At 66.1% G+C, this 14,027-nt stretch carries 12 protein-coding genes and 1 pseudogene; 7 read left to right on the top strand and 6 right to left on the bottom strand.

All coding sequences use genetic code 11. The features are described from left to right. Positions 1–29 precede the first annotated feature (29 nt). The 7 genes and pseudogenes from FB384_RS16820 to FB384_RS16790 all read left to right on the top strand — a co-directional run. Positions 30–661 (top strand): annotated as a pseudogene (locus FB384_RS16820) (transposase); the annotation flags it as partial. A gap of 145 nt (positions 662–806) precedes the next feature. Next, on the top strand, positions 807–1,577 hold the full coding sequence (locus tag FB384_RS16815; RefSeq protein WP_183784186.1) for an SDR family NAD(P)-dependent oxidoreductase: 771 nt from the start codon (positions 807–809) through the stop codon (positions 1,575–1,577). A gap of 52 nt (positions 1,578–1,629) precedes the next feature. Beyond that, positions 1,630–3,009, top strand: a complete 1,380-nt coding sequence (locus FB384_RS16810; RefSeq protein WP_183784184.1) for a GntP family permease — start codon at positions 1,630–1,632, stop codon at positions 3,007–3,009. Between the two features lie 23 nt (positions 3,010–3,032). Beyond that, positions 3,033–3,971, top strand: coding sequence for an NAD(P)-dependent oxidoreductase (locus FB384_RS16805; protein WP_183784182.1), 939 nt, complete (start codon positions 3,033–3,035; stop codon positions 3,969–3,971). After that, positions 3,968–4,864, top strand: coding sequence for a transketolase (locus FB384_RS16800; RefSeq protein ID WP_183784180.1), 897 nt, complete (start codon positions 3,968–3,970; stop codon positions 4,862–4,864). Before FB384_RS16805 ends, FB384_RS16800 begins: the two co-directional genes overlap by 4 nt. Then, positions 4,861–5,883 carry a transketolase family protein gene (locus tag FB384_RS16795; protein ID WP_183784178.1) on the top strand — a complete coding sequence of 341 codons (1,023 nt, stop codon included), beginning with the start codon at positions 4,861–4,863 and terminating at the stop codon, positions 5,881–5,883. Before FB384_RS16800 ends, FB384_RS16795 begins: the two co-directional genes overlap by 4 nt. Positions 5,884–5,939: 56 nt before the next feature. After that, entirely contained in the window at positions 5,940–6,599 is a 660-nt protein-coding gene (locus tag FB384_RS16790) for a GntR family transcriptional regulator (RefSeq protein WP_183784176.1), read from the top strand. Between the two features lie 504 nt (positions 6,600–7,103). On the opposite strand, the gene FB384_RS16785 is transcribed toward FB384_RS16790, so the two are convergent. The 6 genes from FB384_RS16785 to FB384_RS16760 are packed head-to-tail and all read right to left on the bottom strand — an operon-like array spanning position 7,104 to position 13,779. Then, on the bottom strand, positions 7,104–7,529 hold the full coding sequence (locus FB384_RS16785; protein ID WP_183784175.1) for an acyl-CoA thioesterase: 426 nt from the start codon (positions 7,527–7,529) through the stop codon (positions 7,104–7,106). Between the two features lie 31 nt (positions 7,530–7,560). Then, positions 7,561–9,948 (bottom strand): bifunctional salicylyl-CoA 5-hydroxylase/oxidoreductase, encoded by a 2,388-nt coding sequence (locus FB384_RS16780; RefSeq protein WP_183784173.1) that lies wholly within the window; start codon positions 9,946–9,948, stop codon positions 7,561–7,563. Between the two features lie 11 nt (positions 9,949–9,959). Next, the gene (locus FB384_RS16775) at positions 9,960–11,618 is read right to left on the bottom strand and encodes an AMP-binding protein (RefSeq protein WP_183784171.1); all 1,659 of its coding nucleotides are present in this window, start codon (positions 11,616–11,618) and stop codon (positions 9,960–9,962) included. 51 nt (positions 11,619–11,669) lie between these two features. Further along, positions 11,670–12,614 carry an acyl-CoA thioesterase gene (locus FB384_RS16770; RefSeq protein WP_183784170.1) on the bottom strand — a complete coding sequence of 315 codons (945 nt, stop codon included), beginning with the start codon at positions 12,612–12,614 and terminating at the stop codon, positions 11,670–11,672. Continuing rightward, entirely contained in the window at positions 12,611–13,054 is a 444-nt protein-coding gene (locus FB384_RS16765; RefSeq protein ID WP_183784168.1) for a cupin domain-containing protein, read from the bottom strand. The genes FB384_RS16770 and FB384_RS16765 overlap by 4 nt, the downstream gene beginning before the upstream one ends. A 56-nt stretch (positions 13,055–13,110) precedes the next feature. Beyond that, positions 13,111–13,779: a fumarylacetoacetate hydrolase family protein gene (locus tag FB384_RS16760; protein WP_323985257.1), complete on the bottom strand. Its 669-nt coding sequence runs from the start codon at positions 13,777–13,779 to the stop codon at positions 13,111–13,113. Positions 13,780–14,027: the final 248 nt, after the last annotated feature.

Raw genomic sequence — 14,027 nt, 5'->3', positions numbered from 1 at the left:
GCACGCGTCCTCGACCCCCACCAGGAACCGGACCAGCCGGTATGTGGAAGGCCGGTCACCACAAGCTCACTGCCCTCGCGACCAAAAAGGCCCCGCGCAGGTGCCAAGTTGGTCTACACATCTTCGCCGCCCTGGACGAGCTGACCGTCACCGTTCTCGGCTCCTCCGCTGCCGACACCGTGCCCCCGCGGCTGGCCGACAGCCTGAAAGCCGTCCTGACCCAACGGGCAGCCGTCGCGTCTGAAGCTGGGAGGTCCTCGGTGCGTACCCTCTTGCCGGGGTCCTGACCTCGATGCCCGGCATCGGACTCAGGACCGCAGCCCGCATCCTGCTCGAAGTCGGCGATGCCTCGGCACACCTGGCCGCTTACGCCGGCATCCCGCCCGTCACCTGCAGTTCCGGCTCCTCGATCAAGGGCGAACATCCCGCCCCGATCGGCAACCGCAAGCTCAAACGCGCGTTCCTTCTAGCTGCATTCGCAGCACTATCCGCCCCCATCAGCACGGCCTACTGCGACCGCAAAAGAGCCGAGGGCAAGAAACACAACGCCGCCCTCATCTGCCTCACCCGACGACGCTGCGACGGCCTATACGCCACGCTCCGCAATCACGCCCACTGCCGGACACCCGCACCCACTCCCACTGCCGCGGCCGCAGCTTGACCAACCCGCATAGCCCCCGGACAACGGCCAGGTCCGCTGCCCATGAGACAGGGCACCTGAACTCTGAGGGTTGACTGTTAACAGTCAACAGCTCTAGCGTGCTCGCCACCACAGCGCCCCACCCGAACAGGAGCAAAGGAGCACCATGAGTTCGCAGCGCACCGCCGTCATCACCGGAGCGAGCAGCGAGAACGGAATCGGCATCGCCACCGCGCGACGCTTCGCCCGCGACGGCTGGGCTGTCGTCGTCCTCGACCTGGCCGGGGACCGGGCGGAGGTAGTGGCGAAGTCCATCACCTCCGAACACGGCGTACCGGCGTTCGGACACGCGGTGGACGTCGCTGATAAGACCGCGGTCGACGCAGCGCGGGACGCAGTGGCCGCCGAGGTCACGGCCGGTCGGCTGCCCGAGATCGGTGCGGTCGTCAACATCGCCGGTATCACCTCGCCGGTCGACTTCCTCGACACGACCCTCGACCTGTGGCGCCGGGTGATGGACGTCAACGCGACCGGGACCTACCTGATCACCAAGGCTTTCCTTCGCCCGATGGTCGACAGCGGGTGGGGGCGCATCGTCAACATGTCGTCGGTCTCTGCCCAGCGCGGCGGCGGCGTCTTCGGCAAGGTGCCCTACTCTGCGGCGAAGGCCGCCATCCTCGGATTCACCAAGGCACTGGCCCGTGAGCTCGGACCGACCGGGGTCACCGTCAACGCGGTCACTCCCGGCGCGGTCGATACCGACATCCGGGTCGGTAGCACTGCCGAGCAGGAAGCGCAGATCGCCGGCTCCGTTCCAGTCGGCCGCACCGCGACGACCGAGGAGGTCGCAGCGGCCATCACCTTCCTCTGTTCAACGGATTCCTCATACCTGACCGGCGTCACCCTCGACGTCAACGGCGGAAGCCACCTGCACTGACGACCTCCACTGACCATCGGCCATCGTCGCCCGATCCCTCCGGAGACCTCCCGTGGACGCATTACTTCTGACACACCTGGGCATCACGGTTATCGGCATCGTGCTGATGATCGTGGCGCTGCGCATCAACCCCGTCATCTCGCTGGTCGTCGGCGCGCTCTACCTCGGCGTCGCAGGCGGCATGGGATTCGCCGACTCCGTCAGCGCTGTCACCGACGGATTCGGCGGCCTGATGGCGGAAGTCGGCCTCATCATCGGCTTCGGCGTGATGATCGGGACGACCCTCTCGGCCACCGGCACGCTGCAACGCGTGGTCGACAGGTTCCTCGCTCTCGCGGGCCCGAAACGGTCGCCGTACGTGCTGGGCCTCACCTCCGGCATCGTCTTCCCGGCGATCTACTTCGACGTCGCACTGGTGATCCTCGCTCCGATCGCCGGCGCGATCGCCAAACGAACGGGCCGCAGCCTGGCCACACTCGCCGGATCCCTCGCGATCGGGCTCGAGGTGGGTCTGCTGATCGTCGTGCCAGGCGTCGCCGCCGTCACCATCGCCGGCCCGCTGGGCGTCCCGCTCGGCACGGTGCTGCTGTGGGGTGTGCCGCTCGGGATCGTCTTCATCCTCGGCAGCATCTTCCTGCACGACCGGCTGATGAGGCTGATCTTCAACCCGGACACCGACCGCGAACCCGACTTCGACGACTCGTTGTTCGCGGTGGCCGCGGCCGACACCACTACGCCGCGTTCCGACGGTCCGGGCGCAGCGCGAAGCCCGGCGGTCAAGACGCGCCAGCAGCCGCTCCTCGTGGCGATGCTGCCGGTCATCGTCCCGATCGTGCTCATCGTGATCAACACCATCGGCGAGGTCACAGGCAACTCGATCCCGTTCCTCGCCTTCCTCGGCAGCCCCGTCGTCGCCCTGATCATCGGCTTGCTGATCGGCATCGTGCTCGCCGTCCCGGTCGTGGGGCGCGACGGCATCGACGACCTGATCACCAAGGGCGCCCAGACCTCCGGTTCGATCCTGCTCTTCACCGGCGTCGCCGGTTCGCTCGGTGAGGTGATCAACAAGGTCGGTATCAGCGACATGCTCGGCAGCGCTTTCACCGCCAACGCCTCCATCCCGGTCCTGCTCGCCTGGATCGTCGCCGCGGTGCTGCGGCTTGCGCAGGGCTCGGCGTCGGTGGCTGCTATCACCGCGGCCACGTTGCTCGCGCCGATCGTGGGCACGATCTCGGCCCCGGCGATCCTCATCCTGCTCGCCGCCGGCACGGGAGCGGCGTTCGGCGGGCACGTCACCGACAACACCTTCTGGATCTTCAAGCAGATGCTCGGATTCACCGTCAAAGGCACGTTCAAGATCTACACCCTCGCCCAGTCCACGTTCGCCGTCGTCGGGCTCGGCGTCTGCCTCCTGCTGGGCCTCGTGCTCTGAGTTCCGAAGAGGAGAACAAGACGATGACCCCGCCGACTCCCTCGGCCATCACCTTCGTCGGTATCGGTGCTATCGGGCGGCCGATGGCAACCCAGCTGGCCCGCGCCGGTGCCGACGTCACCGCCGTCGACACAGACCCCGACCGGCTGCAGCACGCCGCCGGCGAGGGGATGCGCACGACGACCGACACCGCTGCAGTGGACGAGGCCGAGGCCGTGATGTGCATGGTCGCCACCGCCGAACAGCTGCGGACGATCACGCTCGGTCCCGACGGCGTGCTCGCCCGCATGAGCCCGGGCAGCACGCTCGTCGTGATGAGCACGGTGGGCCCCGACGCCGTGGCAGAGCTGGTCGCCGGGGCTCCCGAGGGTGTGAGCGTCCTGGACGTTCCGGTCACCGGCGGCGTATCCCGTGCCCGCACCGGCGAGCTGCTGCTCTTCGCCTCAGGGCCACCCGAGGCCCTGGCGCGGCTGCGCCCGGCGCTGGACGCACTCGGCCAGGTAATCCACTGCGGCCGCGAGGCCGGCCGTGGACAAGCCATGAAGGCGGTGAACCAGCTGCTCTGCTCAGTCCATCTGGTCGCTGCCGCCGAGGCGCTAGCTCTGGCCGAGGCCCTCGGACTCGACCCTGCGGAGGTTCTACCGGCCGTCGCCGGTGGCGCCGGCGGGTCCTGGATGCTCAGCGACCGTGGTCACCGGATGCTTCAAGGTCCGGACACCGAAGTGACCAGTGCAGTCAGCATCTTCGTCAAGGATTCCGGGCTGGTGGCCGACATCGCGGCGACGGCGGGACTCGATACGCCGCTGCTCGAGGCGGCGGCCGCCAGGTTCCGTGCCGCCGCCGACGCCGGCCTGGCGGAGCAGGACGACTCACAGGTCATTCGCACCTATTGCGCACTCGCACCCACATCGTTCACCCACAACGACCCCGCAACCGACCTCACTACTGGAGATACCAGATGAAGACAGAGGACAGCACCCGCGCAACCGGCGGGAAGATCCCTTCCGAGACCACCGCCACCCGGCAGAAGCGGCTCGAGTGCATCCGGGAGGCTGCGTTCAACATCCGCAGTAACGCCCTCATCCAGGCGGAAGTACAGGGGCAGGGTTACATCGGGCAGGCGCTCGACATCGCCGATGTACTCGCCGTGTTGTACGCCGACCAGCTGGCACTGCGTCCTGACGACCCGGAGTGGGAGGGCCGCGACCGCTGCCTGCTCTCGATCGGGCACTACGCGCTGGCGTTGTACGCCGCCCTGGTCGAGGCGAAGGTGCTTCCCGCAGAAGAGCTGGACACCTACGCGAGCGACGACTCGCGACTACCGATGTCGGCCATGGCCTCCTATACACCGGGGGTCGAGATCTCCGGTGGCTCGCTCGGCCACGGGCTGACGATCGCCAACGGGATCGCCATGGGCCTCAAGCGCAAGGACAACCCCGCATTCGTCTACAACATTCTCTCCGACGGCGAGCTCAACGAGGGATCGACGTGGGAGGCCGCTGCAGTCGCCGGGCACCACGAACTCGACAACCTGATCGCGATCGTGGACTTCAACGACCAGCAGGCGGACGGAAAGAGCAGCGGCGTACTCGGGATGGAACCGGTCGACCAGAAGTTCGAGACATTCGGATGGATCGCCCGCCGAGTCGACGGCCACGACCTGGCGGCCCTGCTCACCGCCCTGGAGGAGCTCCAGGCCGGGGAGGCCGGCAAGCCACGCTGCCTCGTCGTCGACACGAAGCTCGGCAAGGGCGTGGAGTTCCTCGAGACCAGGGAAAAACTGCACTTCATGCGGGTCGCCCCCGACGAATGGGCCAAGGCCCACCAGCAGCTCAAGGAGTCCTACGAAGCATGAGCATTCAAACCAGCACCGCCACGAGCGCCCCGAAGCGGCTCACCTCCGACGCGATGAGCGCGTCACTGGCCCGCGAGGACCAACGCGTCACCGCCGCACCCCTCGGTCATGCCCTGGTCGAACTGGCCCAGGAGGACGACCGGATCATCGGACTATCCGCCGACCTGGCGAAATACACGGATCTGCACGTCTTCCGTGACGCGATGCCGGACCGCTTTTACCAGATCGGGATGGCCGAGCAAGCGCTGGTGGGCTCAGCCGCCGGCCTGGCACTGGAGGGGTTCGTCCCCTTCGTGTCGACGTACTCGGTCTTCGCCACCCGCCGGGCCTACGACTTCCTCTGCCTGGACATCGCCGAGGCCGGTCTCAACGTCAACATGGTGTGCGCACTACCGGGGCTGACGACCGGCTACGGACCCTCGCACCAAGCCACAGAAGACCTCGCGATCCTGCGCGGCATGCCCGACCTGACCATCGTCGACCCCTGCGACGCCGTGGACATCGAACAGGCAGTGCCGCAGCTGGCCGCACACGACGGCCCGACGTACACCCGCATCCTGCGGGGCAAGGTGCCACGGGTGCTCGACGAGTACGACTACTCCTTCGAGCTCGGCAAGGCCAAACTGGTCCGGGACGGTGCCGACGTACTCCTGGTGTCCACCGGACTGATGACCGAACGTGCGCTCGAGGCTGCCCGGGAACTGGAGGCCGACAGGATCGACGTGGCCGTCCTGCACGTCCCGACACTCAAACCCCTCGACGAGGAGACGATCCTGCGCGAGCTGGGCAAGGACCGGCTGGTGATGACGTGCGAGAACCACACGGTCATCGGCGGCCTGTTCGACGCCGTCGCACACACGCTGGTACGTAACGGGAGCGGCCGGCAGGTCACCCCCGTCGGCCTGCCCGACGAGTTCCTCGATGCCGGCGCGCTGCCAACGCTCGCGGACCGATACGGCGTCAGCACCGGCAAGCTCGTCGAGCGGATCCGCGCCATGCACGGCGCCGCACACCGATAGGTCAACAGTCAACAGGCCGGGTAAGCTGGGCCCGGCCAACGACAACGAAGGAAACGATGAACAGCACCTCCGGAGCTCTCGCCGGGCTCGAACGCACCAGCCTCCGTCAACGGGCGCTACTCGCGCTGCGACGGGCGATCAGCACCGGCGAGCTCGCGCCCGGCACCCACCTGGTCGAGACCGACCTCTCGGAAAAGCTCGGCATCAGCCGCGGCACACTGCGAGAGGCGATGCGCCAGCTGCAACAGGAAGGCATCATCTCGACCAACGCCAAGGGCGGCCTCGCGGTTCGGACCCTCGACACCGAGGAGATCGTCCACCTGTTCGCAGTCCGGGCGGCCCTCGAGTCGCTGGCCGCCGAGTCCCTCGCCGCTCGCCCCGACCGGGACTCCGCTGTGGCCGTGCTACGCGAGGCCGTGCAAGCGATGGTCGATAACCAGGACGCCGAGGTCGGCGAACGCATCGAAGTCGACCTGACCTTCCACCGCGAACTGTGCCGACTCTCCGGCAACACCGTCCTGCTGCGCTCCTGGGAGGGACTCGAGGGGGCCATCCGGATGTCGGTCATGTGGGCCGGCCGCGACCGCGCCGTCGCCAACATGGCTGTCGGCCCGCACGTCGAGATCGTCGACATCATCGCGAGCGGCGAGGCCCAAAAGGCCCACGAATTCGTGCGCAGCCACATGGACGAGGCCGCAGCCAACCTGGTGAGTTGAGTCTGGCGACACGCCGAAACAGATCGAGGGTGGGCCGGGTCGGACTTGAACCGACGGCCAAAGGATTATGAGCCCGCCAAGTCACCCGTCAGGAGTAGAAACCGCAGGTAACGCGGCGAACGGTGGGCCGCATCGTCGCAACCGAGGCACCGTTCGGAACCAGTTCATGGACAGAACCATGGACAAGCCGCGCCCGACTCCAGCGCCATATCTGAAGAATGCCGCCGACCGTGCCCAGGGCCGCTCGGGAGTTGAGGAACGAGGCCACGCCGACGGCCATTCCGGGCTGGAGTGATCCCGCCAAGCTGTGGCCGGGCAGAAGGTTCTGGGTGGGACCGCGGGATTCGTACCCACCACCCATTGATCCCCAGTACTCCCCGTGGGCGTTCTGACTGATCGGGTAAGCACTGAGGTACGAGGGTCAGCTCCGCACGTCTGCCGCGGCAGCGTGGTCGACATCCGGTCCCCACATGCCCTCCTGACGAGCACCGTTCAAGCACAGACTCAGTCTCCAGGTAGTCCGTCTGGTGCTGACAGTGCTCGCCGGACGTCGATGGGCCATGGCTCCGCACCACCCGTCGGGTTGGCAAAGGCAGTCACCACACTGCCCGCAGCGGCAAGTTCGTGCTCGCTGTGCACCTCAAATCCTAGACGCATCGACTTCTCACCCAGACGCGCCAGTTCGAGTCGTATCCTCACGAGGTCGCCGAACCAAAGCCTTCGCCTATAGTCCACCTCGTAATGGACACGTGGTGTTCGTCCGAACAGCCACTCCAGGCCGTACCTGCGCAAGAGCTCGGCCTCAGCAGACTCGACCCAGCGAGCGATGGCGTGGTGGTGATGATGACCTCCAGCATCCGTATCGACCCATTCGACTCGCCGCTCGATCTCGACGGCCGGGACTACCGCCCGGTCTTTTGACGCGGTCATCGCGACCTGCTCATACTCATCCTCGATCGTTTCATTCCGCCGCCGGAGTCGTCGTGTCCGCATGTCCAGGCCGCCAGCGGAGATGAGCGCCGTCAGCGCCAGGCTCGCGGAGCAGGCTCAGACGCGGAGGAACCTTGTCCGTGCGAGAAGCCGGCGGTTTGCGACGTCCGGCCCGGAACTGGTTCGGCCACTCAGCTCCCGTTCCCCTGTACTCCTGCTCAACCGCGGCATGCAGGGTCCACTGAGGGTCGTAGAGGTGGGTTCGGCCCAACGCACACAGGTCTGCCCGGCCTGCGAGCAGGATCGAATTGACGTCGTCGTAGGACGAGATCGCGCCTACAGCGATGACCTTCGCGCCGGCCGGTTCGGCGACGTTCTGGCGGATGCGATCGGCGAATGGCGTCTGGTACGAACGGCCGAACGCTGGCTTCTCCTCCTTGGCGACCTGGCCCGTTGAGACGTCGATAGCGGCGGCACCGCGCTCGACGAACGCGCGGGCGATCTCCACGGCGTCGTGTTCGGTGTTGCCACCGGGAAGCCAGTCGGTGGCCGAGATCCGGACGGTAACCGGGATCGTGTCCGGGACGGCTGCCCGCACGGCCTTGAACACCTCGAGCGGGAATCGAAGTCTGTTCTCCAGCGTCCCTCCATACTCATCGGTGCGCCGGTTCGCCACCGGGGAGAGGAACGATGAGAGCAGGTAGCCGTGCGCGGCGTGGACCTCGATGAGATCAAATCCGGCGGCGACACCACGCTCAGATGCGGCTACGAAATCCGCCACGATCTTGTCCAGGTCCGCGCGGGTGGCCTCGCGCGGAATGTGACATCCCTCCCCGTAAGGGACGGCTGAGGGCCCGATGACCTCCCAGTTCCCATCGAGGAGTGGCTGATCGATGCCCTCCCACATCAGTCTCGTCGAGCCTTTTCGGCCAGAGTGCCCCAGCTGCAGGCCGATCTTGGCCGACGACCGCCCGTGTACGAAGTCGGTGACACGGCGGTAGGTATCGCGCTGGCGGTCGTTCCACAATCCGGTGCAACCGGGGGTGATGCGCCCCTCGGGTGAGACGCACACCATCTCGGTCATGACCAGACCCGCTCCGCCCATGGCCTTGGATCCCAGGTGGACGAGGTGAAAGTCGTTCGCCTCGCCGTCCTGCGCGCTGTACATGTCCATCGGTGACACGATGATCCGGTTGTTCAGCCGCAACGGTCCGATCTCCACGGGCTGGAACATCGCAGGCGCAACCTCCGACGATCTCGCCTTCGCTGCGAAGTTTTCCTCGACGAGGTGGGCGAAGTCGGCGTCACGCTCACGCAGATTCTCGAAGGTGATGCGCCGAGAGCGGGTCAACAGGTTGAAGCAGAACTCGATGGGGTCCTGGTTGGCGTACATGTCGATGTTCTCGAACCACTCCAACGAAGCCTGGGCGGCGCGCTGGGTGGACTCGACGACCTGCTTGCGCTCGTCCTGGTACGCCTCGAGCGCGGCCGCAACCGTCTGGTGCTCATGCAGGCAGGCCGCCAGCGCGAGCGCGTCCTCCATCGCGAGTTTGGTCCCCGATCCGATGGAGAAGTGCGCGGTGTGCGCGGCGTCCCCGATCAGCACTACGTTGTCGTTGAACCAGCGCTCGTTGCGGACGGTCGTGAAGTTGAGCCACTTCGAGTTGTTGGTCAGGATGTCGTGCCCGCGAAGTTCCTCGGCGAAGATCTCGCGCACCCGCTCCACGGCGTGCTCATCGGATACCCCTGGAGGGAAGCTCTCTCCCTCGGTGGCATCGAAACCGGCCCGCCGCCATACATCCGGGGACATCTCCACGATGAAGGTCGAGGCGCTGTCCGAATAGGGGTAACCGTGGATCTGCATGGTGCCCCAATCCGTCTGTTTGACGAAGAACTGAAAGGCCTCGAACACCAAGTCGGTCGCGAACCAGATGTACTTGTTCTTCCTGTGGTCCAGATTCGGGCGGAAGACGTCGGCGTACTTCGTCCGGATCCGCGAGTTGACACCGTCAGCTCCCACAACCAGGTCGTGGGTCGCCCGCAGCCCGTCCACGTCAGGCGCCTCAGACCGGTAATGGACAGTCACCTCGAGCTCCGCGGCACGCCGCTGAAGGATGCGGAGCAGTTCCTTACGGCCCATGGCGGCAAACCCTTGCCCACCCATGGTGCAGCTGTGCCCCTTGAACTCCACGTCGATGTCGGTCCAGCGGGCGAACAGTTCAGCCATCTGCTCGTAAACGACGGTGTCGGCGCTCTCGATGCCGCCCAGGGTCTCATCGGAGAAGACGACACCGAACCCGAAGGTGTCATCAGGCGCGTTGCGTTCCCACACCGTCACTTCGTGTTTCGGGTTCAGCTGCTTCATCAGAACGGCGAGGTAGAGGCCCCCAGGGCCGCCGCCTGCGATCGCGATCTTCAACGAAGTTCCTTTCACTGGGAGTCGGCAGGCACCGTGGCATGCTCGGCTTCGACGATCTCCCGCAACACGTAGCGCTGGAGTTTCCCGCTCGGATTTCGGGGCAGGGAGCTGCGGAAGCGCACGTCGCGCGGGTACTTGTACGGGGCTATCTGCTGCTTGACGTGGTCCTGTATCTCCTTGACTTTGGCCTCGTCACCCACGACTCCGTCGTTCAGGACCACGAACGCGCACACCACCGACCCCCGTTCGGGGTGCGGCTCGGCGACAACAGCGGATTCGACGACGTCGCGATGGGTGTCGATCGCGGCCTCCACCTCAGGTCCGCCGATGTTGTATCCGGAGGACACGATCATGTTGTCGGTGCGAGCGCAGTAGTAGAAGTAGCCGTCCTCGTCCCTGCGGAAGACGTCGCCGGTGACATTCCACCCATTCACGACGTATCCCAGCTGGCGATCGTCGTCCAGGTAACGGCAGCCGACGGGTCCGATTACCGCGAGACGGCCTTCGACACCGGGGGGCAGTTCTTCGCCCTCCGAATCGAGGATCGTCGCGCGGTACCCCGGGACCGGCTTTCCCGTGGCTCCCGGGCGGATGTCCGCCCCGGCGCCGGAGATGAAGATGTGGAGCATCTCCGTGGCGCCGATGCCGTCGATCACCCGCAGTCCGATCTCCGACTCGACTTGCTCCCAGACAGGTTGAGGGATGTGCTCACCCGCGCTGACCGCGGCCCGCAGCCCGCGCAGTCGCCCACCTTCGCCCGCTTTGAGGATCTGTTGGTAGGCGGTTGGCGCGGTGGCCATGACGGTCACGCCATGCTCCTCCACGAGTGCCGCGAGCCGGGTGGGCGTCGCGCTCTCCACGAGGAGCACGCACGCCCCGGCGCGGAATGGGAACACCACCAGCATCCCTAACCCGAAGGTGAAGCCCAGCGGCGCCGTGCACGCCACCATGTCGTCGGCCTCGAGGTGGAGGACGTGGCGGCCGAAGGTGTTGTCGATCGAGAGGATGTCGCGGTGGAAGTGGGTGGTGATCTTCGGAGCCCCGGTTGAACCCGATGTCGGGCCGAACAGGGCCACGTCGTCGGCCGCCGTCGCGATCGGCATGAACGTTCCCGACTTGGTGGCGCAGCGAAGGACGAGATCATCCTCGGTGTCGCCGCCGACCGGCACCAGCACAAGATCAGGTAAGATCTTTTCTCGTACAGTCTCCACATCGGACATATATCGATGATCTACGAGTGCCACCGACGGAAGGGATTTCGTCACGATCGGATCCAATTCCCGCCAGCGCACGGCCGCTAGCGTCGTGACGACAACAGCGCCCGCCTTCAGCACGCCGAGCCAGCATGCGACGGTCCACGGGTTGTTGGGTGATCGCAGGAGGACTCGGTTCCCCGGGACGATTCCGAGGTCTTCTACAAGCACCTGGGCGATCTGGTTCGCACGTAGCTGTAGGTGTCCGTAAGACCAGACTTCGCCGGCGTCGGTACGAATTGCAGGTCGGTCTGGGCCATGGGTCGCGACCGCGGTGTCGATGAGCTCGGCTCCGGCGTTGAGTCGGTCGGAATACTGGAGTTCAGGTGTTGTGAACTCCAGTACCGGCCACTGGCCGCAGGGCGGTAAGTGATCACGGGAGAACGTGTCCATGTGGACACTGGGAGACAGCTGCATCGGGAGTCCTTTCTGGAACCGATGAGGGTGTCCGGATGCGAGTACGGTTCCTTAAGCGGCGCGGACCATTCCTTCCTGCGCCACAGTCGCGAGATGCAGGCCATCTCGGGTGAAGAAGCGGCCGTGACCAAGGCCCCGGCCCGCGTCGATGTGACCTGCCTCTTGGGCATAAAGCAGCCAGCCGTCGGTGTCGCCCTCCTCGGGAATCCGGTGGAACCACATCGCGTGGTCCAGGCTGGCGGTGACCAGTCCCGGTTGGGCCCAAGGCAGGTCGAGTACACGCAGAATCGGTTCGAGGATGGTGTAGTCGCACACGTAGGCGAGGGCGGCCAGATCGCGTTGAGGGCGCGTCAAGCCGGGCACCGGGCGCAATGCGTCGTAAGGGCGGATCCAGAGCGCCTGGTGCGGTACGCGTTCACCCTCAACCTCCAGGTAGACCGGACCGTCGACGTGCCGCATGTCGAAACTGCGCCCACCGCCCCAGTAGGCCTTCGACTCCTCAGTCATGGTCCCGCCCTGCCGGCCGGACAAGTACTCCGCCGAGGAAGGCAGGGTTTCCGGCTCCGGGGCGTCGGGCACACCGGGCGCGAAGGTCGCACCGGGTTCGCCCGCGGCGAAGGAGGCGAGCGCCACGTAGATGGGCTTGCCGTTCTGGAAAGCGCGGACCTGCCGCGTGCTGTAACCGCGACCGTCACGCAACAGTTCCACCTCGTAACGAACCTCGGCCCCGATATCGGCCGGGCGCATGAAGTAGGAGTGCATGGACTGCAGCGACTTGCCAGTGGCCCCGTCGGGCACGGTGCGCATGACGGCTGCCGCTGCCGCCGCGACCAGGTCACCACCGTAGGCCTTGGGCCATGGGCACGGCTGGGTAGTGGCGAGGTAGGCGATGTCGAAGTGCTCGGGCTCGGTCTCGCTCAACGTAACGGCTGCGGTAAAGATCGATGAGGTCGGCGCAGATTCCGTCGGGTCCGAGCGGCTGGGCGTGGTGCTCATGCGCGGCGATACCCCTCGAGTGTCGAATCGTCGACCTCGGGCAGGTTCACGACGATGTTGTCGGGGGTCCGGCAGGTCAGCCAGACGAGCTCTTCGGTTGTGGACATGTTTCCCTCGACGTGCGGCATGAACGGCGGGACGAACACGAAGTCGCCCTCACTCATGTCGAGGTATTCCTGGTAGTTCTCGCCGTACCAGATCCGGGCCCGTCCTTTGAGCACGTAACCACCGGTCTCGGCCTCGCCGTGATGGTGTGGCAGCGAGCGGTATCCCGGTTCGTTGGAGACCTTCCCGTACCAGATCCTGGTCGCGGGGGTGTGTTGCGGCGACACACCGGAGACACGGACAGCACCGCCGGACTGACCGGTGTTGTCAAGTTCCTGACCGTGGTGGGTCACCACGGGAACGGCGCTGGTATCTAACTGCTGTTCAGTGGTCATCGTCATTCCTCCGTTGTCGATCGGAACTAACGGCGGCCGGAAACCGGCCGAAGCCCTTATGGATCGGTTGATCCGGGCTGGGGACTCAGCCGGATGTCGTTGCACAGCGATCCGATTCCCGTCACCCGGACCTCGACGACATCGCCGTCGGCGAGCGATCGAGGCGGCTTCTCCGCAGCGCCGACACCCGCGGGCGTCCCGGTGAGTACCACGTCACCGGGTCCGAGTCGGGTGAACTGGGAGATGTAGGCGATCAGGTCGATGGGGTCGAAGACCAGGTCCGTAGTGTCGGCGCGCTGAACGGTGGTGCCGTTGACGCGGCAGCTAATTTCAAGACCCTCGCTGGGGTCGAGCTCGTCAGGTGTCACAAGGACCGGGCCCAGCGGCGTCGTGGCGTCGAACGCCTTGCCAGGCAACCACTGTGAGGTGTGGTTCTGCCACTCGCGCACACTTACGTCGTTGGCCGCGGCATACCCGGCGATCGCAGCTGCGGCGCTCTCTCTGTCGGCAAAGCGCACCGGCCGGCCTACGATGACCGCCAACTCGGCCTCCCAATCCATGCCGCGAGCCCACTCCGGCACTTCGACCACGTCGTGCGGGCCGGCGAGTGTGTCGACGAACTTCGCGAACAGCGTGGGGTGCGACGGGATCTGCCTACCCATCTCGAGGATGTGGCCGCGGTAGTTGTGCCCGCAACACACGACCTTCCGGGCGCTTGTGACCACGGGTGCATGGTCAGCGTGCGCGACGGGCACGCCCGCGGCAACACCCGCCGGTCGTTCACACTCCTGACGCGCGAGCCGGAGGCCGTCCTGAGACCGCAGCAGCTCACCCACATCGGTGTGCGGCAGCACAATCCAGCCTTCTTGGCCGAGCACGGCTGCAGCCGTTGTGTGAGCACCCGTCCCGCCGGCGGGCAGTCGGAGGGTCGAAAGCCGCATGGTCAGCTTCTCCGCTCAGGGTTGGCATCATA

Source organism: Prauserella sediminis (genome assembly GCF_014195435.1).
Taxonomy (GTDB): Bacteria; Actinomycetota; Actinomycetes; order Mycobacteriales; family Pseudonocardiaceae; genus Prauserella; species Prauserella salsuginis.
This window is presented reverse-complemented; position numbering and strand designations above follow the sequence as displayed.